Annotated in this window: 15 protein-coding genes; 5 read left to right on the top strand and 10 right to left on the bottom strand. The window is 72.1% G+C overall.

Going from position 1 to position 18,588, the window contains the following annotated elements; translation table 11 throughout:
- Nucleotides 1-23: 23 nt before the first annotated feature.
- From Q7L73_RS19260 to Q7L73_RS19245, 4 genes are all read right to left on the bottom strand, one after another.
- Nucleotides 24-2,123 (bottom strand): methyl-accepting chemotaxis protein, encoded by a 2,100-nt coding sequence (locus Q7L73_RS19260; protein ID WP_304691805.1) that lies wholly within the window; start codon nt 2,121-2,123, stop codon nt 24-26.
- A 211-nt stretch (nt 2,124-2,334) separates the two neighbouring features.
- On the bottom strand, nt 2,335-3,546 hold the full coding sequence (locus Q7L73_RS19255; protein ID WP_370552418.1) for an acyl-CoA dehydrogenase family protein: 1,212 nt from the start codon (nt 3,544-3,546) through the stop codon (nt 2,335-2,337).
- A 77-nt stretch (nt 3,547-3,623) separates the two neighbouring features.
- Complete coding sequence (locus tag Q7L73_RS19250) at nt 3,624-5,324, bottom strand: methyl-accepting chemotaxis protein (RefSeq protein ID WP_304691803.1); 1,701 nt, start codon at nt 5,322-5,324, stop codon at nt 3,624-3,626.
- A 162-nt stretch (nt 5,325-5,486) separates the two neighbouring features.
- Complete coding sequence (locus tag Q7L73_RS19245; protein ID WP_304691802.1) at nt 5,487-7,121, bottom strand: GMC oxidoreductase; 1,635 nt, start codon at nt 7,119-7,121, stop codon at nt 5,487-5,489.
- Between the two features lie 62 nt (nt 7,122-7,183).
- On the opposite strand from Q7L73_RS19245, the gene Q7L73_RS19240 reads away from it, so the two are divergent.
- Nucleotides 7,184-7,966 carry a gamma-glutamyl-gamma-aminobutyrate hydrolase family protein gene (locus Q7L73_RS19240; protein WP_304691801.1) on the top strand — a complete coding sequence of 261 codons (783 nt, stop codon included), beginning with the start codon at nt 7,184-7,186 and terminating at the stop codon, nt 7,964-7,966.
- Between the two features lie 31 nt (nt 7,967-7,997).
- Here Q7L73_RS19240 and Q7L73_RS19235 read toward each other — a convergent pair whose 3' ends face one another.
- The 4 genes from Q7L73_RS19235 to Q7L73_RS19220 all read right to left on the bottom strand — a co-directional run bounded on the left by Q7L73_RS19235 (nt 7,998) and on the right by Q7L73_RS19220 (nt 11,147).
- Complete coding sequence (locus Q7L73_RS19235; protein ID WP_304691800.1) at nt 7,998-8,855, bottom strand: DICT sensory domain-containing protein; 858 nt, start codon at nt 8,853-8,855, stop codon at nt 7,998-8,000.
- A gap of 28 nt (nt 8,856-8,883) precedes the next feature.
- Nucleotides 8,884-9,423, bottom strand: a complete 540-nt coding sequence (locus Q7L73_RS19230) for a sigma-70 family RNA polymerase sigma factor (RefSeq protein ID WP_304691799.1) — start codon at nt 9,421-9,423, stop codon at nt 8,884-8,886.
- Nucleotides 9,424-9,522: 99 nt separating this feature from the next.
- The gene (gene ilvA, locus Q7L73_RS19225) at nt 9,523-10,752 is read right to left on the bottom strand and encodes a threonine ammonia-lyase (RefSeq protein WP_304691798.1); all 1,230 of its coding nucleotides are present in this window, start codon (nt 10,750-10,752) and stop codon (nt 9,523-9,525) included.
- Nucleotides 10,753-10,754: 2 nt separating this feature from the next.
- Entirely contained in the window at nt 10,755-11,147 is a 393-nt protein-coding gene (locus Q7L73_RS19220) for a Rid family detoxifying hydrolase (protein WP_304691797.1), read from the bottom strand.
- Between the two features lie 55 nt (nt 11,148-11,202).
- Between Q7L73_RS19220 and Q7L73_RS19215 the strand changes: the two genes are divergently transcribed.
- The 4 genes from Q7L73_RS19215 (at nt 11,203) to Q7L73_RS19200 (ending at nt 16,651) form a co-directional block, all read left to right on the top strand.
- Nucleotides 11,203-13,200: a thioredoxin domain-containing protein gene (locus Q7L73_RS19215; protein WP_304691796.1), complete on the top strand. Its 1,998-nt coding sequence runs from the start codon at nt 11,203-11,205 to the stop codon at nt 13,198-13,200.
- Nucleotides 13,201-13,237: 37 nt separating this feature from the next.
- Nucleotides 13,238-14,521 carry a calcium-binding protein gene (locus Q7L73_RS19210; RefSeq protein ID WP_304691795.1) on the top strand — a complete coding sequence of 428 codons (1,284 nt, stop codon included), beginning with the start codon at nt 13,238-13,240 and terminating at the stop codon, nt 14,519-14,521.
- Between the two features lie 9 nt (nt 14,522-14,530).
- Nucleotides 14,531-15,925: an FAD-dependent oxidoreductase gene (locus Q7L73_RS19205; protein ID WP_304691794.1), complete on the top strand. Its 1,395-nt coding sequence runs from the start codon at nt 14,531-14,533 to the stop codon at nt 15,923-15,925.
- An 84-nt stretch (nt 15,926-16,009) separates the two neighbouring features.
- Nucleotides 16,010-16,651, top strand: a complete 642-nt coding sequence (locus tag Q7L73_RS19200) for a hypothetical protein (protein WP_304691793.1) — start codon at nt 16,010-16,012, stop codon at nt 16,649-16,651.
- A 25-nt stretch (nt 16,652-16,676) separates the two neighbouring features.
- Here Q7L73_RS19200 and Q7L73_RS19195 read toward each other — a convergent pair whose 3' ends face one another.
- Nucleotides 16,677-17,207: a hypothetical protein gene (locus Q7L73_RS19195; protein WP_304691792.1), complete on the bottom strand. Its 531-nt coding sequence runs from the start codon at nt 17,205-17,207 to the stop codon at nt 16,677-16,679.
- Nucleotides 17,208-17,217: 10 nt separating this feature from the next.
- Nucleotides 17,218-18,561, bottom strand: a complete 1,344-nt coding sequence (locus Q7L73_RS19190) for a glutamine synthetase family protein (RefSeq protein ID WP_304691791.1) — start codon at nt 18,559-18,561, stop codon at nt 17,218-17,220.
- Between the last annotated feature and the right edge of the window lie 27 nt (nt 18,562-18,588).

Here is an 18,588-nt window from a genome sequence, read left to right as displayed (position 1 = left end):
AAGCTCCTGCTCCTTCCGAATTCCTAGGCGAGCGTGAACTGCGCGACGAGCCGATCCAGCTCCTCGGCGGTCTTCGCGAGGCTGATCGCCGAGGCGGCGATCTCCTGCGTCGAGGCGCTCGTCTGCTGCGTCGAGGCCGACACCTGCTCGGCGGAGGCCGACGACTGCTCGGCGACCGCCGCGACCTCGGCCATGTTGCCGGCCATGCGGCCGGCGCTGTCGGCGATCTCGGCGACCGCGCCGGCGATCAGCTGGACACGCCCGTTCATGTCCTCGACCGAGGTCCCGATCTGCAGGAACGAGGCGCGCGCCTGCTCGACGGTCGAGACGCCGTCGGCGGTGCGCTGCGCGCCGCTCTCGACGACCTCGACCGCGCGGCCGGTCTCGTGCTGGATCTCGGAGATCAGCGCGGCGATCGAGCGCGCCGCCTCGCGCGACTCCTCAGCCAGCTTGCGCACCTCCTCCGCGACGACGGCGAAGCCGCGCCCCTGCTCGCCCGCCCGCGCCGCCTCGATCGCGGCGTTCAGCGCCAGCAGGTTCGTCTGCTCGGCGATCCCGGTGATCGTCGCGACGATCCCGCCGATCTGGTCGGACTTCTCGCCGAGCGAGCGGATCGTGCTGGTGACGGCGGAGGAGGAGCTCTGGACCGCCTCCATCGCGTCGCTGGCGTCGGCGATCGCGCTCGCGCCCTGCTCGGCGACCTCGCGCGCCTGCGCGGCCGCGGCGGCCGTCTCCTGCGCATCGCCGCTGGAGTTGGCGGTCACGCCGACGACCTGCTCGGCCAGCAGGCGCGCCTGCTCGACCGTCCGCACCTGCCGCTCGGCGCCGACCGCGACCTCGCCGACTGCGGCGGCGATCTCGCCGACGGCGCGGCCCGACTCCTCCGACGTCGTCGCCATCTGCTGCGACGCGGCCGCGACCGACTGCGACTCGCGCGTGATCTCGTGCAGCATCCCGGCGACCTTGTCGCGCATCCCGTTGTAGGAGACGACCGACGCCTGTGTTCTCGCCAGCGTCGCGTTGAAGTACTCGGCGAGGCGACCGGCCGCGTAGCCCTCCTCGGCGACGATCGGCGTCGTGACCGGATGGACCTCGCGCGTCAGGTCGCCGTCGGCGACGGCGGTCAGCGCGGTCTCGAGGTCGCTGAGGCAGTTGGAGCCGAGCGAGTCCATTCTCGTCGTCAGCTGCTCGAGGCACGATCTGTCGCCGAGCGCCTCGCGCAGCTCGCTGCTCATGTGCTCGAAGGCGGTCCCGAGCGCGTCTCTGTCGGACTTCGGTCTGACGTCGACGGCGAGGTCGCCGGCCGCGATCGCGCGCGCCGCGTCCGCCATCTCGTCGAGGTAGGCGACCATCTCCCTGAACGCCTCGCCGGTGTCGCCCAGCTCGTCGCGCGATCTGACCTCGACGCGCTGCTCGACGTCGCCGCCGGCGATCCCGCGGGCCGCGGCGAGCAGTTGGCGGAGGCCGTTGCCGAGCTGCTGGGCGAGCAGCAGCGCCAGCCCCACCGAGACGAGCGCGGCCGCTATCAACAGCCCGATCACCCACGTGCGGGCGCTGCTGGAGACCGACTCGGAGCGCTCGTTCTCGCGGGCGATGTGGGCCGTCTGCCTGTCGTGCAGCGTCACCATCGCCGCCTTGACTCTGTCGTAGGCGGCGCTGGCCGGGCCTTCCGTCAGCGTTCTCAGCGCCGGGCCGAACTGGCCGGCGGCGGCCTGCGTCTCGGCCGGAGCCGAGGCGGCGAGGTAGTCCTCCCAGGCGCTTCTGAGCGCCTGCAGCGGGGCGCGGTCGGCCGCCTCGTCGGCGAGCGCGGTCGCGCTCGCGAGGTCTCTCTCGATCTCGGCGAGGTCGCCTCTCAGCGTCTCGGCGATCTCCGCGGCGGCGGTGCCTCTGCCCTGGTGGAGCGCGAGCGTGGCGACGTGGCGCAGCTGATCCTTGCGGACTCTGTTGGCGTCGATCTCGACCTGTGCGGAGGCGAGGGCGCTCGGTATCGCGTCGGTCGCGTAGGCCTTGTTGACGTCGTGGATCGACCCGATCTTGGCGATCGCGACCACCCCGACGACCAACATGAGCACGACGACGGCGAGAAAGCTGGCGAGCAGCTTCGTCCTGACGGTCAGCTTCACAGCGATCTCCTGACGGGATGGCTCGCGTGCGGGGCCTGCTGCGCCGCTTCCTTGCGGCGACGCAGACGCGAGTCGGTTTCACATGCCGTGATCGGCAGGCAAGTGAACGCTTTCACGCCAAGTTCACCTTTTATTACTCATGGTGAACAGGGAAACATGGTCGGGTTCAAGCTGTTGAACCCGACCATCCCGTCGGGAGAGGGGCGGAACCTCAGATCTTGTGCCGCTCCAGCAGCTTGCGGCCGATCACCATGCGCTGGATCTCCGAGGTGCCCTCACCGATCAGCAGCAGCGGGGCGTCACGGTAGAGACGCTCAATCTCATACTCTCTGGAGTAACCGTAACCGCCGTGAATTCGGAACGACTCCTCGACGCAGAAGCGGCCGGCCTCGGAGGCGAACAGCTTCGCCATGCCGGCCTCGATGTCGGAGCGCTCGCCGGCGTCCTTCATGCGCGCGGCGCGGTTGGTCAGCAGCCGCGCGGCGTCGACCTGCGTCGCCATGTCGGCGAGCTTGAACTGGATCGCCTGGTGCTGCGCGATCGGCTTGCCGAAGGTCTTGCGCTCCTGCGAGTAGCGCAGCGCCAGCTCCAGCGCCCGCTGCGCGATGCCGACGCCGCGGGCGGCGACGTTGACGCGGCCCAGCTCGAGCGCGTCCATCATCTGCGGGAAGCCCTTGTTGAGGCCGGCCGCCTCGCCGCCGAGGATGTTCTCGGCCGGGCAGCGGTAGCCGTCGAAGACCAGCTCGGTCGACTCGACGCCCTTGTAGCCCATCTTTCTCAGCTGCGGCGGGACGTTGAGGCCCTTGTACTCGCCCGTGTTCTCGCCGACGCCCGCTTCCTTCTCGGCGATGAAGCAGGTCATGCCGCGGTGGGGCTTGTCGGCGTTCGGATCGGTCTTGACGAGCACGAAGACGAGGTCGGAGCGGAGGCCGTTGGTGACCCACATCTTCTGGCCGTTGATCTCCCAGGCGCCGTCGTCGAGCTTTCTGGCGGCGGTCTTGATCGCGGCGACGTCGGAGCCCAGCTCCGGCTCCGACAGCGAGAAGGCGGCGCGGATCTCGCCGGTCGCCATCCGCGGCAGGTACTTCTGTCTCTGCTCGTCGTTGCCGAACTTCATCAGCAGGTAGGAGCCGATGAAGTGCGTGTTGACGACGCCCGAGATCGAGATCCAGCCGCGCGACAGCTCCTCGACGATCATCGCGTAGGTCGTCAGGTCGAGCCCCATGCCCCCGTACTCCTCGGGGATCGTGACGCCGAACAGGCCGAGCTCCTTCATCTGCTCGACGATCGGCTCGGGGAACTCGTCGGCGTGGTCGTAGTGCTCGGCGTTCGGGATGATCTGCTCGTCGGCGAACTGCCGCACCATCTCGCAGATCGCCTTCTGCTCGTCAGTCTTGTCGATCGCTACGGCCATGCTGGTCAGCGCTCCGGTTCCGGGGTGAGGTCTCCTGAGGCCGATGCTAGCTCCGGCCCCAGGAGAACCACCCCGATTGGCGCGCCTCAGGCCGGTTCGAGCGTGAAGCGCGAGACCAGCAGCTCCAGCTGCTCGGCCGTGTTGGCGAGCTGCTGGGCGGAGGCGGCGATCTCCTGCGTCGAGGCGCTCGTCTGCTGCGTCGAGGCCGACACCTGCTCGCTGGAGGCCGACGACTGCTCGGCGACGATCGCGACGTCGTTCATGTTCGAGCCCATCGTCGCGGTCCGCTCGGCGATCTGCGCGATCGCCGCGGCGATCCGCTCGACGCGCCCGTTCATGTCCTCGACCGAGCCGCCGATCCGCACGAACGACTCGCGCGCCTCGTCGACGGTCGTGACGCCGCGCTCGATCTCGCCGCTGCCCGACTCGACGCGCCCGACCGCCGAGACCGTCTCGGCCTGGATCTCGCCGACGAGGCCGGCGATCGAGGCCGCCGCCTGCTGCGACTCCTCCGCCAGCTTGCGCACCTCCTCCGCCACGACCGCGAAGCCGCGCCCCTGCTCACCGGCACGCGCCGCCTCGATCGCGGCGTTCAACGCGAGCAGGTTGGTCTGCTCCGCGATCCCGGTGATCGTGCCGACGATGCCGCCGATCTCGTCCGACTTGGCGCCGAGCGAGCGCATCGCCTCCGAGACGCCGTCCGACATCTGCTCCAGCGCGCGCATTCCCTCCGTCGCGCGCGCGATCGCGTCGGCGCCGTCCTCGGCGACCTGGCGTGCGGCCGCGGCGGCGCGCGCCGTCTCGGCCGCCTCCTCGCTGGAGGAGCGGGTCGCGAGCACGACCTCCTCGCTCAGCTCGCGCGCCTCGGAGACGGTGCGGACCTGGCGCTCGGCGCCGGCCGCGACCTCGCCGACGGCGGTCGCTATCTCGGTCACCGCGCGGCCAGACTCCTCCGACGTCGTCGCCATCTGCTGCGAGGCGGCCGCGACCGCCTGCGTCTCGCGCGAGATCTCGCGCAGCAGCTCGGCGACGTTGCCGCGCATCGCGTTGTAGGCGTCGATCGAGCCCTTCGCGCGGCCGAGCATCGTGTTGAAGATCTCGGCGAGGCGGCCCAGCTCGGCGCCGTCGGCGGCGCTGATCGGGCTCGTCACCGGCGTCACCTCGAGCGTCAGGTCGCCGTCGCGCGCCGCCGTCAGCGCGCTCTCCAGGTCGATCATGCAGTGGGAGGACATCGAGTCCATCCGCTGCAGCAGCGCGTCGAGGCAGGAGCTGTCGCCGAGCGCCTCGTGCAGCTCCGTGCTCATCGCCGCGAAGGCGGTCCCGAGCGCGTCTCTGTCGGACTTCGGCTTGACCTCGACGGTCAGGTCGCCGGCGGCGATCCGCCGTGCCGCCTGCGCCATCTCCTCCAGATAGGCGATCATCGCGCCGAAGGCCTCGGCCGTCTGCCCGATCTCGTCGCGCGAGCTGACCTTCACCTGCTGCTCGACGTCGCCGCCGGCGATCCCGCGCGCGGCGCTGACGAGCTGTCTCAGCCCGCCCGCGACCTGCCGTCCGAGCAGCAGCGCGAGGCCGACCGCGACAAGCGCGCCGACGACGACGAGTACGATCGTCCACGTCCGGCCGCTGGCGACCGCGTCGTGGATCCGCTCAGCCTGCGCGGCGTCGACGCCGCCGGCCGCGTCCTCGACCGCGCCGAGGCGCGTGATCGCGACGATGCCGAGCACGAGCATCAACGTCGCGACGAGCAGGAAGCTGCCGAGCAGCTTCGTGCGGATGCTGGTTGTCATGTCAGGGCCTCCCCCCTGATGCACTGCGGGCTTGAACTGCCGGGTGGACCCCTTCCGAACCACCCGACAATCCGGTTCATCGGCAGCGTGAGCAGTGTGCTCACGCCAACTTCCTTCACCAATGAACAGCGCTGTACCCACGGCCGCCGCCGCGGTGGCGCGCTATGCGGCGCTGACGACCGGCTCCGGCGCCGCCGCGGCGCCCGCCGGCGGCACGTGGCTCATCGCGTGCTCGGCCAGCGCGGTGATCGTCAGCGACGGGTTGACGCCGACGTTCGCCGGCACCGCCGCGCCATCGCAGACGAGCAGGTTCTCGTAGCCGAAGACGCGCTGGCGGGCGTCGACGACGCCGTGCGCCGGGTCGGCGGCGATCACCGCGCCGCCGAGGATGTGCGCCGTCGAGGGGATGTCGATCGCCTCCAGCACCGACGACTGCGCGATCCCGCCGGTCCGCTCCGCCAGCCACTCGGCCGTGCGGTTGGCGATCGGGATGAAGGTCGGGTTCGGTCTGTCGGCGTCCTGCTCGGTCTGCAGCCGGATCTCGCCGCCGGGGAGTCTGTGCGGACGCAGCGCGATCGCGTTGTCGAGCGTCTGCATCACGAGGATTATGATCGTCCGCTTCGCCCAGCCCGCGGGCCACAGCACCTGCGCGAACCTGCCCGGATGGCGGACGATCTGGCCGAGCAGCTTGAGCGGCCGCGTCAGCCGCGTGCCGTCGCCGACCAGCAGCGTGAACATCGTGCTCATCGCGCCGCCGGCCTTGCCGTAGGTGACCGTCTCTATGTGCGTGTTCGGGTCCGGGTAGACCGAGCCCGAGATCGCGACCCGCTTGGTCAGGTCGTCGGGGTAGTCCTTCGGGACGGTGACGGCGAGGATCGCCTCGCTGTTGGTGCGCACCAGCTCGCCGAGGCGGCTGGAGATGCGCGGCAGCGAGCCGCCGAGGCGGCAGCGCTGCAGCAGTCTGTTGGTGCCGAGCGCGCCGGCCGCGACGACGACGCCGCGCGCGGTGACCGTCTTGCGGTCCTTGCCGCGCCACGTGCCGGAGGACTCGTGCGTGATCGCGTAGCCGTCGGAGCCGTCGGCGGCGCCGAGCGGGCGGATGTCGACGACGGTGCGATCGGCGAGCACCTGCGCGCCCTTGCGCTCGGCGAACCAGAGGTAGTTCTTGACGAGCGTGTTCTTCGCCCCGACGGTGCAGCCGACCATGCAGCGGCCGCAGTGGGTGCAGCCGGTGCGGTCGGGCCCGGCGCCACCGAAGAAGGGGTCGCGGACGGTCTTGCCGGCCTCGCCGAAGTAGACGCCGACCGGCGTCTTTCTGTAGGTGTGGCCGACGCCCAGCTCGTCGCCGAGCTCGCGCAGCAGCTCGTCGGCGGGGTCGTCGGTCGTGACTCTCGTGACGCCGAGCATCCGCTGCGCCTCGTCGTAGTGGGGCGCGAGCGCGCGCTCCCAGTCGTCGAGGCCGCTCCACTGCGGATCGTCGAAGAAGCGCTTGGGCGGCACGTACAGCGTGTTCGCGTAGCCGAGGCTGCCGCCGCCGACGCCGGCGCCGCTGAGGACCGTCACGTCCTTGAAGACCGAGATGCGGAAGAAGCCCTTCATGCCCAGCCGCGGCATCCAGAAGTAGCGGCGCAGGTTCCAGTTGGATCTGGGGAAGTCGCGGTCGGCGAACCGTCTCCCGCACTCCAGCACGCCGACGCGGTAGCCCTTCTCGCTCAGCCGCAGCGCGGAGACGCTGCCGCCGAAGCCCGATCCGACGACGAGCCAGTCGTAGTCGTGACGCACCTCGTTCTCCTCCATGACGCTCACCGTACACGAAGGTGACGCCCGCGTCACGTTTGAACCGCGGCTACGCTCAGGGCATGGCGAACCGCCCTGTGATCGGCGTCCTGACGCCGCTCGAACGAGCCAGATGGAGCGTCTGGGACCAGCAGGCCGCACTGCTCCCGACCAACTACCTCGACGCGATCCGCGCCGCCGGCGGGCTGGCGCTGATGCTCGCCCCCGACCCGGCGCTGACGCAGGCGCCCGACGAGGCGCTCGACCTCGTCGACGGCCTGATGCTGGCCGGCGGCGCCGACATCGATCCCGCGATCTACGGCGCCGATCGCCATCCCGAGACGCAGGAGACGGTGCCCGAGCGCGACGCCTTCGAGCTGGCGCTGACGCGCCGCGCGCTGGAGCGCGACATTCCCTACCTCGGCATCTGCCGCGGCATGCAGCTGCTCAACGTCGCGACCGGCGGGACGCTGCGCCAGCACCTGCCGGAGGAGTTCGGCCACCACGAGCACCGCAAGGCGATCGGCAGCTTCGACGGCGCCGACCACGACGTCCGCCTCGCCGCGGGCTCGCTCGTCGCGCGCGCGGCCGGCGAGACGCTGCACGGGACCAAGTCGCACCACCACCAGGGCGTCGGCAGGATCGGCGACGGGCTGGTCGTCAGCGGCTGGGCGACGCGCGACGAGCTGCCGGAGGCGATCGAGTCGCCGGCGCACGGCTTCGTGCTCGGCGTCCAGTGGCATCCGGAGGCCGACACCGGCAGCAGGCTGATCGCGACGCTGGTGGATGAGGCGCGCGCCTACCGCCACGCCCGTCACGAGGCCGGTGCGACGGGCGAGGCCGGCACCACCGGCGCGCACGGCTGACGCGGCTGCGGGCGGCGCGCGGTCGCGGGTCTCAGACCGACGCCCGCGGCGGCGCCGGCACCGCGGCGCGCGCGAGGTAGGCGACCATCCGGTTGGTCAGCTGGTTGAGCTGCGCGACGGCGTCGGCGCCGGCCGGCGGCACGTCGTCGAGCAGCCGCTCGGCGTTGCCGAGCAGCTCCGGCCCGTTCGCGACAGCCGTCCGCAGCAGCACGCGCGCGGCCTCGCGGACCGGCTCCGGCTCGACCGTCCAGATCGCCTCGAACAGCCGCTCGGCGTCGGGGACCTCGGCCTGGTCGGGCACCTCCCACGCCGTCAGGCAGGCGGCGAAGCCGGGCGCGTCGACGACCAGCGCCCATTCGCGCACGAGCGGCACGTCGGGCGCGATCGGCACCTCGATCGGCTTCCACAGCGGCATGTCGGGGGCGGGGAAGTCGGCCAGCACGACCGCCAGCCGCGCCGTCCGCGCCAGCTCCTCCCAGCGCCGCTCGACGTGGCGGTAGAAGCGCTCCTTCTGGAAGGTCGCGAGCACGACCGGCTGCTCGGCGGCTGCGAGCGACTCGTCCTCGATCGCTCTCGACATCGCGATCAACGCCCACTTCCGCAGTCGCTGCGGCACCAGCCCGGGGACCGCCCTGCGGGTCGCGGCGAAGACGGAGACGTCACGGCCGGAGGGCTGGCGGGCGCGCGCGATCGCCGCGCGCATCGCGAGCCCGCGGTCGCGGTCGAGCGAGATCTGCCTGATCATCTCGACGTCGCGATCGCTGTAGCGGCGGGCGCCGGCGGCCGTCCGCTCGGGCTCCGGGAAGCCGTAGCGCTGCTCCCACATGCGCAGCGTTCCCTCCCCCACGCCGGTGCGGGCCGCGACCTCGCCGATCGAGAGCTTCGCCATCGTGCGCACGCTACCGGGAGCAGGCGCGTCAGGCCGCGTTCCCGAGCGGGCTGTCGGCGAGCATGCCGGCGGCCAGCGCCTCGCGCGTGCGGATCAGGCCGAGCCGGATGCGGCTCTTGGCGGTGCCGATCGGCACCTTCGTCGCGGCCGCGACCTCGCGCGCGCTGAGCCCCGCGCCGTAGGCGAGCAGGACCGCCTGGCGCTGCTCGTCGGGTGCCTCCCGCAGCGCCGCGATCGACGCCTCGACGCGCTGGCGGTGCCAGGCCAGCTCGACGGCGTTGCCGTCGCTGTGCAGGTCGGCGTCGTAGGAGAGCCGCTCGGTCGCGGCGTCGGCCGCCTGGCGCGAGCGCCAGCGGTCGAGCGCGCGGCTGCGCGCGACCATCGTCACGTAGCTGGCGAGCGACCCGCGTGCGGGGTCGTAGGCGTCCGGCCGCTCCCACAGCCGCGCGAAGACGTCCTGAGCGACGTCCTCGGCGGCGGCACGATCGTGCAGGACGCGTTCGGCCGCGCGGACGGCGGCAGGGGCGAGACGGCGATACGTCTCTGAGAACTCACGCGAGTCCCACATGGGTCGCTCCTTCAACATCGTGTTGAGGAGGTTTATACGACCAAATTGCCGAGCACAAACGCGCCATCGGCAAAACCTGGCGCGTACGCGCTGTCTGCGCTACGCCAAGGTGCTTGTCGCGTACCCCGCGTCGGCGATCGCACGCAGCACCTCGGACGCATGTCCAGGGCCGCGCGTCTCCAGCACCAGCTGCACCGCCGTCTCGCGCACGTGCAGGTCGAGCCCCTCACGCACGTGCGTGATGTCGACCAGGTTCGCGTTCTGGCGGCCGACCAGCTCCAGCAGCGTCGCGAGCGCGCCGGGGCGGTCCGGCACGCGCGTCAGCAGCACCAGCCGCCGGCCCGCCTGCGACTCGTGGCGCCGCGCGACCGACGCCAGCAGGCCGGCGTCGACGTTCCCGCCCGACAGCACGACCGCCGTCGTCCCCCGCTGCGCCGGCGCGACCGCCCCCGACAGCAGCGCCGCGACGCCGACCGCGCCCGCGCCCTCGACCACCAGCTTCGCCCGCTCCAGCAGCAGCACCATCGCCTCCGCGACGGCGTCCTCGGGCACGACGACGACCTCGTCGACCCACGCGCGCATCAGCGCCACCGTCAGCTCTCCGGGGCGCTTGACGGCGATGCCGTCGGCGATCGTCGGCGCCGCTCTCGTCGTCTCGACGGGCGCCCCGCCGGCCAGCGACGCCGGCACCGGCGCGCAGCGGTCGACCTGCACGCCGACGACGCGCACGCCCGGCCGCAGCGCCTTCAGCGCGATCGCGGTGCCGGAGACGAGCCCGCCGCCGCCGACCGGCACGATCGCGAGCGCGAGGTCGGGCGCCTGCGCCGCCAGCTCCAGCCCGACGCCGCCCTGGCCGGCGACGACGTCGGGATCGTCGAACGGGTGGATGAACGCCATCCCGCTCGCCGCCGCCCGCTCGCGCGCCGCCGCCAGCGCCGCGTCGACCGAGTCGCCGACCAGCTGCACGGTCGCGCCGAACTCGGCGCAGGCGTCGAGCTTCTGGTTGGGCGCGCTCAGCGGCATGAAGACCTCGCACGCCAGCCCGCGCGCCCGCGCGGCGTACGCGACCGCCTGGCCGTGGTTGCCGGCGCTGCCGGCGACGACGCCCGCGGCGGCGTGCGCGGGATCGAGCGCGGCGATCTTCGCGAGCGCGCCGCGCAGCTTGAAGGAGCCGGTCCGCTGCAGGTTCTCGGCCTTCAGCGCGATCGTGCCGCCGACGCGCTCGCCGAGCGTGCGCGAGGACAGCAGCGGCGTCTCGCGCACGACCTCGGCGTAGCCGACGGCGGCGCGGCGGATCCGTTCGAGATCGACCGCGCCGCGCATGCTCATGCTCAGCTCGGCAGCGCGACGATCGCGTCCAGCTCGACGCTGGCGCCGCGCGGCAGTCTCGAGACCGCGACGGCGACGCGCGCCGGCGGGTCCTGCTCGAAGAAGGAGGCGTAGACCTCGTTGACGGCGGTGAAGTCGTCCATGTCAATGAGGTAGACGGTGATCTTGACCGCGTCGGCGAGCGTCGCGCCGGCCGCCGAGCAGACCGCCTGCAGGTTCTCCAGGCAGCGGCCGGCCTGCTGCGCCGTCGTCTCGCCGACCAGCTCGCCGGTCTCGGGATGGAGCGGGATCTGGCCGGAGCAGTAGAGCAGGCCGCCGGCCTTGACGGCGTGGACGTAGGGACCGACGGCGGCGGGGGCGCCGATCGCGGTGACGGACTCACGGTTCGAAGACACGGCGGGCAAGCTCCTGTCGAAGAGTGGTGTTCCCGCAACGTACTAGGGTCGGGGCATGGCCAACGCGCTCGCCCATGAGACCTCTCCGTACCTGCTTCAGCACAAGGACAATCCGGTCGATTGGCGACCGTGGGGTCCTGCGGCGCTGGCCGAGGCGCGCGAGCGGGACGTGCCGCTGCTGATCTCGATCGGCTACTCGGCCTGCCACTGGTGCCACGTGATGGAGCGCGAGTCGTTCGAGGATCCCGAGATCGCCGAGCTGATGAACGAGCTGTTCGTCTGCGTCAAGGTCGACCGCGAGGAGCGGCCCGACGTCGACGCGCTCTACATGGACGCGGTGCAGGCGATGACCGGCCACGGCGGCTGGCCGCTGAACGCCTTCGCGACCCCCGACCAGGTGCCGTTCTACGCCGGCACCTACTTCCCGCCCGAGCCGCGTCAGGGGCTGCCGGCGTGGCGCCAGGTGCTGGAGGCGATCGGCGACGCGTGGCAGACCAGACGCGAGGAGATCGTCGCCCAGAGCGCGCCGCTGGTGGAGCGGCTGGAGGGCGCGGGGCGGCTGGCGCCGAGCGGGGCGATGGTCGACCCGGGGCTCGTCGACGACGCCGTCGACCACCTGCGGCAGAGCAGCGACGCGGTCCACGGCGGCTTCGGCAGCGCGCCGAAGTTCCCGCAGTCCTCCGCGATCGAGCTGCTGCTGACCGCGGGCGAGACGACGATCGCCCTCGACGCGCTGCGGGCGATGGCGCGCGGCGGGATCCACGACCAGCTCGGCGGCGGCTTCTCGCGCTACGCCGTCGACGCGCGCTGGATCGTCCCCCACTTCGAGAAGATGCTCTACGACAACGCGCTGCTGGCGCGCGCCTACCTGCACGCCTGGCAGCTGACCGGCGAGCCGACGCTGCGCGCCGTCGTGGAGGACACGCTCGACTTCCTGCTGCGCGAGCTGCGCGGCCCCGAGGGCGCCTTCTACTCAGCGCTCGACGCCGACTCCGAGGGCGAGGAGGGCAGGTTCTACGTCTGGTCGCTCGGCGAGCTGCGGGCGGCGCTGGGCGACGAGGCGCTGCTGGAGGTCGCGGTGCGCTGGTACGGCGCGAGCGAGCGCGGCAACTTCGAGGGCGTCAACATCCTCGTCCGCGCCGAGGGCGCGACCGCGCCGGAGCCGCCCGAGCTGCCGGAGATCAGACGGCGGCTGCTGGCCGTGCGCGACCGCCGCGTCCGCCCCGGCCTCGACGACAAGCGGCTGACCTCCTGGAACGCGCTCGCGATCGCCGCGCTGGCCGAGGCCGGCGCCGTGCTCGAACGCGACGACTGGCTCGCCGCCGCGCTCACGGCAGCCGCCTTCCTGCTCGACGGGCTGCAGGATGCGGACGGGCGTCTCAAGCGCTCCTGGAAGGACGGCCGCGCGACGCTCGCCGGCTACCTCGAGGACCACGCCTACCTGACCGACGCGCTGCTGACGCTGTACGAGGCGACGCTGGAGCCGCGCTGGTTCGCCGCCGCCCGCCGGCTCGCCGACGTCACGATCGCCCGCTTCGGCGACGACGAGCAGGGCGGCTTCTTCCAGACTGCCGACGACCACGAGCAGCTCGTCGCGCGCCGCAAGGAGCTGGAGGACACGCCGATCCCCTCCGGCCAGTCGGCGATCGCGCTGGCGCTGCTGCGGCTGTCGCGGCTGACCGGCGAGCCCGAGTACGAGCGCCGCGCCGAGGGCGTGATCGCGCTGCTGCACCCGATGGCGGCGTCCCACCCGCAGGCGTTCCCGCACCTGCTGCGCGCGATCGCCTTCCAGCAGGCCGAGGTGCACGAGGTCGCGGTCGTCGGCCCGGCCGCCGGCGCCGCGCCGCTGCTGCGGGTCGTGCGCGAGCGCTTCCGCCCGCACGTCGTCGTGGCGGGCGCGCTCGACGGCGCCTCCGACGCGGACGCGCCCGGCCCCGAGCTGCTGGAGGCGCGCACCGCGGTCGACGGCGAGGCCGCCGCCTACGTCTGCGAGCGCTTCACCTGCCGCCGCCCGGTCACCGATCCGACCGCGCTCGCCGAGCTGCTCGACTGAACCGCAACCACGGCGCGGCGGCGCCGTCTGAGCGGACATGCGCCAGTTCACCGCTCTGCTCGCAGCGCTCGCCGCCGTCGCCGCCCTCCCCGGGGCGGCGACCGCCTCCACGCTCGACGGCACCACGCACGAGTACTACGGCGGCAGATTCCCGTACGCGCGGACCGCGATCGAGTGGCGCGGCGACCCCGGCGAGACCAACCGGCTGGAGGTCCGCAACGTGCTGCCCGGCATGGTGATCCTGCGCGACGCCAGCGGCCCGATCGCCGTCCGCGGCGACTGCAGCGCGCTCGCCGACGGCGCCGCGATCTGCTTCGTCAAGGGTGACGGCGCGGACCTCACGCTGGCGGGCGGCGACGGCGACGACGAGCTGCGCGTCCGCGAACGGGCACCGGGCTCCGTGCTGATCGACGGCGGCGCCGGGAACGACACGATCGACGTCGGCGACGCGACCGGATACGGCTTCCGCCTGAGCGGCGGCGCCGGCGACGACGTCATCCGCGGCAGCGGCGGCAACGACGTGATCGACGGCGGGCCGGGCAGCGACCGGATCGACGCCGGCGAGGGCTCCGACAGCGTGATCGAGGACGAGCAGCCGTACGCCGCCGACCAGCTCGACGGCGGCGCCGGCACGGGCGACACGATCGTCTACACGCGGCCCGATCCCGTCCGCGTCGACCTCGCCGCCGGCAGTGGCGGCCAGCCGGGCGGTGAGGATCGGCTGCGCGGTTTCGAGGAGGTCGTCGGCACGGCCGGGGACGACGTGCTGCTCGGCGACGACGGCCCGAACGTCTTCAACCGCACCAGCGGCAGCGCTTCCGCCGCCCCCGCCGGCGCCGACCGCATCGACGGGCGCGGCGGCGACGACCTGCTGTTCGACGCGCGCGGCCCGATCAGCTGCGGCGCCGGCGAGGACACGATCGGCTCCCCGTGGGAGAGCGCGCTCGTCCCGGGAGACTGCGAGGGCGTGGCCGACGGGCCGCAGTCGCTGCGGCTCGACGGGCGGCGGCTGACGCTGACGTTCGCGCGTTGGGAGACGTGGGTCCAGCGCGCCTGCGGCGAGCTGGTGACGGTGCGCGACACGAGCGCCGACCGGCGCCCGTTGGCGCGTGCCTTCGTACGGCTGCAGCAGCGGCAGACGCGTACGCTCACGCTGCGGCTGGCACGGCCCGCGCTGCTGCTGCGCGTGCGGACGCAGACGATGGTCTGCCGGCGCGGCGCCGCGCCGCGTCCGTACAGCCGCACCGGCCGCAGCTTCCTCTACGCACCGTTCTCGATCGTCCCGCCGGAACCCCTGCAGCCCGTCGCGCCGGTCGGCTAGGCTCGCAGCATGCCCTCAGCAGCGCGCGTCGCGGTGATCGGAGCCGGCCCGGCCGGCTTCTACGCGAGCGACTTCCTGCTGCAGGCCGGCTTCGAGGTCGACGTCTTCGACACGCTGCCGACGCCGTTCGGGCTCGTGCGCGCCGGCGTCGCGCCCGACCATCCGAAGATCAAGAGAGTCACGCGCGCCTACGAGCGCACGGCGAGACATCCCGCCTTCCGCTTCTTCGGCGGCGTCCAGCTCGGCGTCGACGTGCAGCGCGAGCAGCTGCTGGAGCGCTACCACGCGCTCGTCTACGCCTACGGCACCGCGACCGACAACAGGCTCGGGATCCCCGGCGAGGACCTGCCCGGCTCGCACGCCGCGACCGAGTTCGTCGCCTGGTACAACGGCCACCCCGGCCACGCCGACCGCGACTTCGACCTCAGCGCCACGCGCGCGGTCGTGATCGGCAACGGCAACGTCGCGATCGACGTCGCGCGGATGCTCGTGCTCGACCCCGACGAGATCGCGCCGACCGACACCGCCAACCACGCGATCGAGGCGCTCGCGCGGGCGCAGGTGCAGGAGGTCGTCGTGCTCGGCCGGCGCGGCCCCGCGCAGGCCGCCTTCACGAACCCGGAGCTGCTGGAGCTGGGCGAGCTGAAGCGGGCCGACGTCGTCGTCGACCGCGACGAGGTCGAGCTGGACGAGCACAGCGCCGCCTGGCTCGCCTCTGACGCCGCCGACCAGACGCACCGCAGAAACGTCGAGATCCTGTGGGAGTACGCCGGCCGCCCGCTCGCCGGCAAGAGCCACCGGGTCGTGCTGAGATTCCTGCGCTCGCCGCTGGCGATCCTCGGCTCCTCCGACGAGGCTGTGACCGGCCTGCGCGTCGGCGTCAACGCGCTCGAGCCCGACGGCCGCGGCGGCCTGCGCGCGGTCGCGACCGGCGTCGAGGAGCAGATCGACTGCGGCCTCGTGCTGCGCTCGATCGGCTACCGCGGCGTCGAGGTGCCGGGCGTGCCGTTCGACGCGCGGCGCGGCCTGATCCGCAACGACGGCGGCCGCGTGATCGGCGACGACGGCGAGCGCGCGACCGGCGAGTACGCGGTCGGCTGGATCAAGCGCGGCCCCAGCGGCGTGATCGGCACGAACAAGAAGGACGCGCACGAGACGGTCGACCTGATCGTCGCCGACCGCGACGCCGGCCGGCTCGGCCGGCCGGAGCCGGAGGTGAGCGACGCCGCCGCGGTCGCGCAGTGGCTGCGCGAGCGCGTCCCGCACCTCGTCAGCTGGGATGGCTGGAGAACGATCGACGCCCACGAGCAGGCGCTCGGCGAGCCGCACAGCCGCCCGCGCGTGAAGCTCGTGCGCGTGCCCGAGATGCTCGACGTCGCCCACGGCGGCGTGCTGCCCCGCTGACACGTCCGCGCCCAGCTCTCAAGTCGGATCGAGCGCAGCCGATGTTCCTGGCGTCCCCTGCCCTTAGCCAGGAAAGGCCAGTCCATGCTGAACCGCCGCTCCCGTTTCGTCCCGCTCGCGATCGCCGCCGTCGGCGCGCTCGCGCTCCCCGGCGCCGCTCATGCCGCGAAGAACGTCCAGAACGTCGTCTGCAAGGGCAGCGAGGCCCGCTGCACCGCTGCGATCAACCTCGCCGGCGGCGCCAGCAACAAGACGATCAACGTCGAGCTGCCCGGCACCTCCGAGCTGAGACTGATCTACGCGCACGCCAACCCGAGCTGGGTCGAGGGCGCCTACGCGATCGAGGGCGCGAGATACTCGCTCGGCGGCTCGCTCTACACGCTCAAGCTCAACGCGGTCGAGTCGATCCCGAAGGGCGCGAAGCTGTTCCTCGAGTTCGGCACCCCGGAGAGAATCCTCAACTGCGGCGGCATCCGCACCGGCGTCGGCGGCCTGATCATCGAGACGACCGGCCTCGGCTCGACCTCCGCGTTCGGCTGCCCGCAGGCGGCCGGCGTCGCCAGAACCTGGCTGAAGCGCTTCAAGGCCGGCCAGCCGGTCAAGAAGTTCAGCGTCAGAGGCGTCAGCTACGGCTGCAAGATCGTCCCGTTCAAGGTCAACATCAACTGCCGCAGCACGAGCACGCTCGTCGCGTTCGAGGCGCCGCACAACCTCAAGGACAACTGAGCCGCAGCCGCGCCGCGCGCGTCGTTCAGGAGATCTTCACGACGAAGACCTGCATGACGCGCGCGCCGAGGTTCGGTCTCGTGACGGTGAAGTCGGTGTCTATGACATGGCCGTAGGCGCGCGTGACGATGCGGTAGATCAGCTCGCCGTCGGAGGTGCGCACGAGCCGCAGTCTGCTCCCGTAGGAGCGCTTGACGGCGCGCAGGCCGCCGGGCTCGAAGATCGGGATGCCCTCGTCGAGGGTGAAGTGCCGGCCGCTGGAGACGACGCTGATCATCCGCACGCGCGTGCCCTTGCCGCCGCCCGCGCGGTAGACGTCGAAGATCCCTCTGCCGTCGTCGGGCATGTACTGCATGTAGCCGTTTCTGTTCTCGTAGAACGGCCTGCCGAGCAGCGAGACGACCTCGGCCCGCTTCATCCCGACCTCGATCCCGCCGGCACCGAAGCCGACGGTGATGACGCCGTTGCGAACGGCTCTCGGGCGAGCGGCCTCGGACGGGGCGGCGCCCGCCGCGAGGGCGGCGAGCGCGAGCAGTGCGATCAGCGGGCGGCGCATCCGCGCCAGGCTAGAGCACCGGAAGGTAGCGGTCCAGCTCCCACTGCGTGACCTGCACGCGGTAGTCGTCCCACTCCTGCCGCTTGATCTCGACGAAGCGGTTGAACATGTGCTCGCCGAGCGTGCGCAGCACCAGCTCCGAGTCGGCCGTCTCCTCGATCGCCTCGCCGAGCGTCGAGGGCAGCTGCTCGATCCCGAGCCGGCGGCGCTCGTCGGGCGCGAGGTGGTAGAGGTTCTTCTCCATCGGCTCCGGCAGCTCGTAGCCGTGCTCGATCCCCTCCAGGCCCGCCTGCAGCAGGACCGCGAAGGTCAGGTACGGGTTGCAGGCCGGGTCGGGGCAGCGCAGCTCCATCCGCGTCGTCTGCTCCTTGCCGGGGTGGTACATCGGCACGCGCACGAGCGCGGAGCGGTTGCGGCGCGACCAGGCGACGTAGACCGGCGCCTCGTAGCCGGGCACGAGGCGCTTGTAGGAGTTGACCCACTGGGCGAAGATCGCGCTCATCTCGCGCGCGTGGCGCAGCTGGCCGGCGATGAAGGCCTTCGCGACATCCGACAGGAAGTACTGGTCGTCGGGGTCGTAGAAGGCGTTTCTGCCGTCCTTGAAGAGCGACAGGTGGGTGTGCATGCCGGAGCCGTTCTCGCCGAACAGGGGCTTCGGCATGAAGGTCGCGTGGAGGCCGTACTTGCGCGCGTACTCCTTGACCGTGATGCGGTAGGTCATGCAGTCGTCGGCCATCTTCAGGGCCGAGGCGTAGCGCATGTCGATCTCGTGCTGCGAGGGGCCGACCTCGTGGTGCGTGTACTCGACGTGGATGCCGAGCTGCTCCAGCGCGAGCACGGTCTCGCGGCGCAGGTCCGAGCCGGCGTCGAGCGTGGTCAGGTCGAAGTAGCCGCCGTCGTCGAGCGGGATCGGGTTCTTCGGGTCTCTGAAGTAGAAGAACTCCAGCTCCGGGCCGACCATGAAGTCGTCGAAGCCCATGCTCTTGGCGCGGTCCAGCGCGCGCCGCAGGACGTGGCGCGGGTCGCCCTCGTAGGGCGTCTGCTCGGGCGTCTTGATGTCGCAGTACATGCGCGCGACGCCTTGCTCGTCGGGGCGCCACGGCAGGCTCGCGAAGGTCGAGGCGTCCGGCACGGCGATCATGTCCGACTCCTCGACGGCGTTGAAGCCGGTGATCGAGGAGCCGTCGAAGCCCATGCCGCCCTCGAAGGCGTCGGCAAGCTCGCTGGAGTTGATGCTGAACGCCTTCAGCTGACCGAGGATGTCGGTGAACCAGAGGCGGATGAAGCGGATGTCCCGCTCCTCGACCAGACGCAGCACGTCGTCAGGGGTCAGCGGCGGCGCGGCGTCAGTCATGTCGAAGGGCTCCTGAGATCAAGATCG

It is taken from the genome of Conexibacter sp. CPCC 205762, assembly GCF_030646155.1.
GTDB lineage: Bacteria > Actinomycetota > Thermoleophilia > Solirubrobacterales > Solirubrobacteraceae > Conexibacter.
This window is presented reverse-complemented; position numbering and strand designations above follow the sequence as displayed.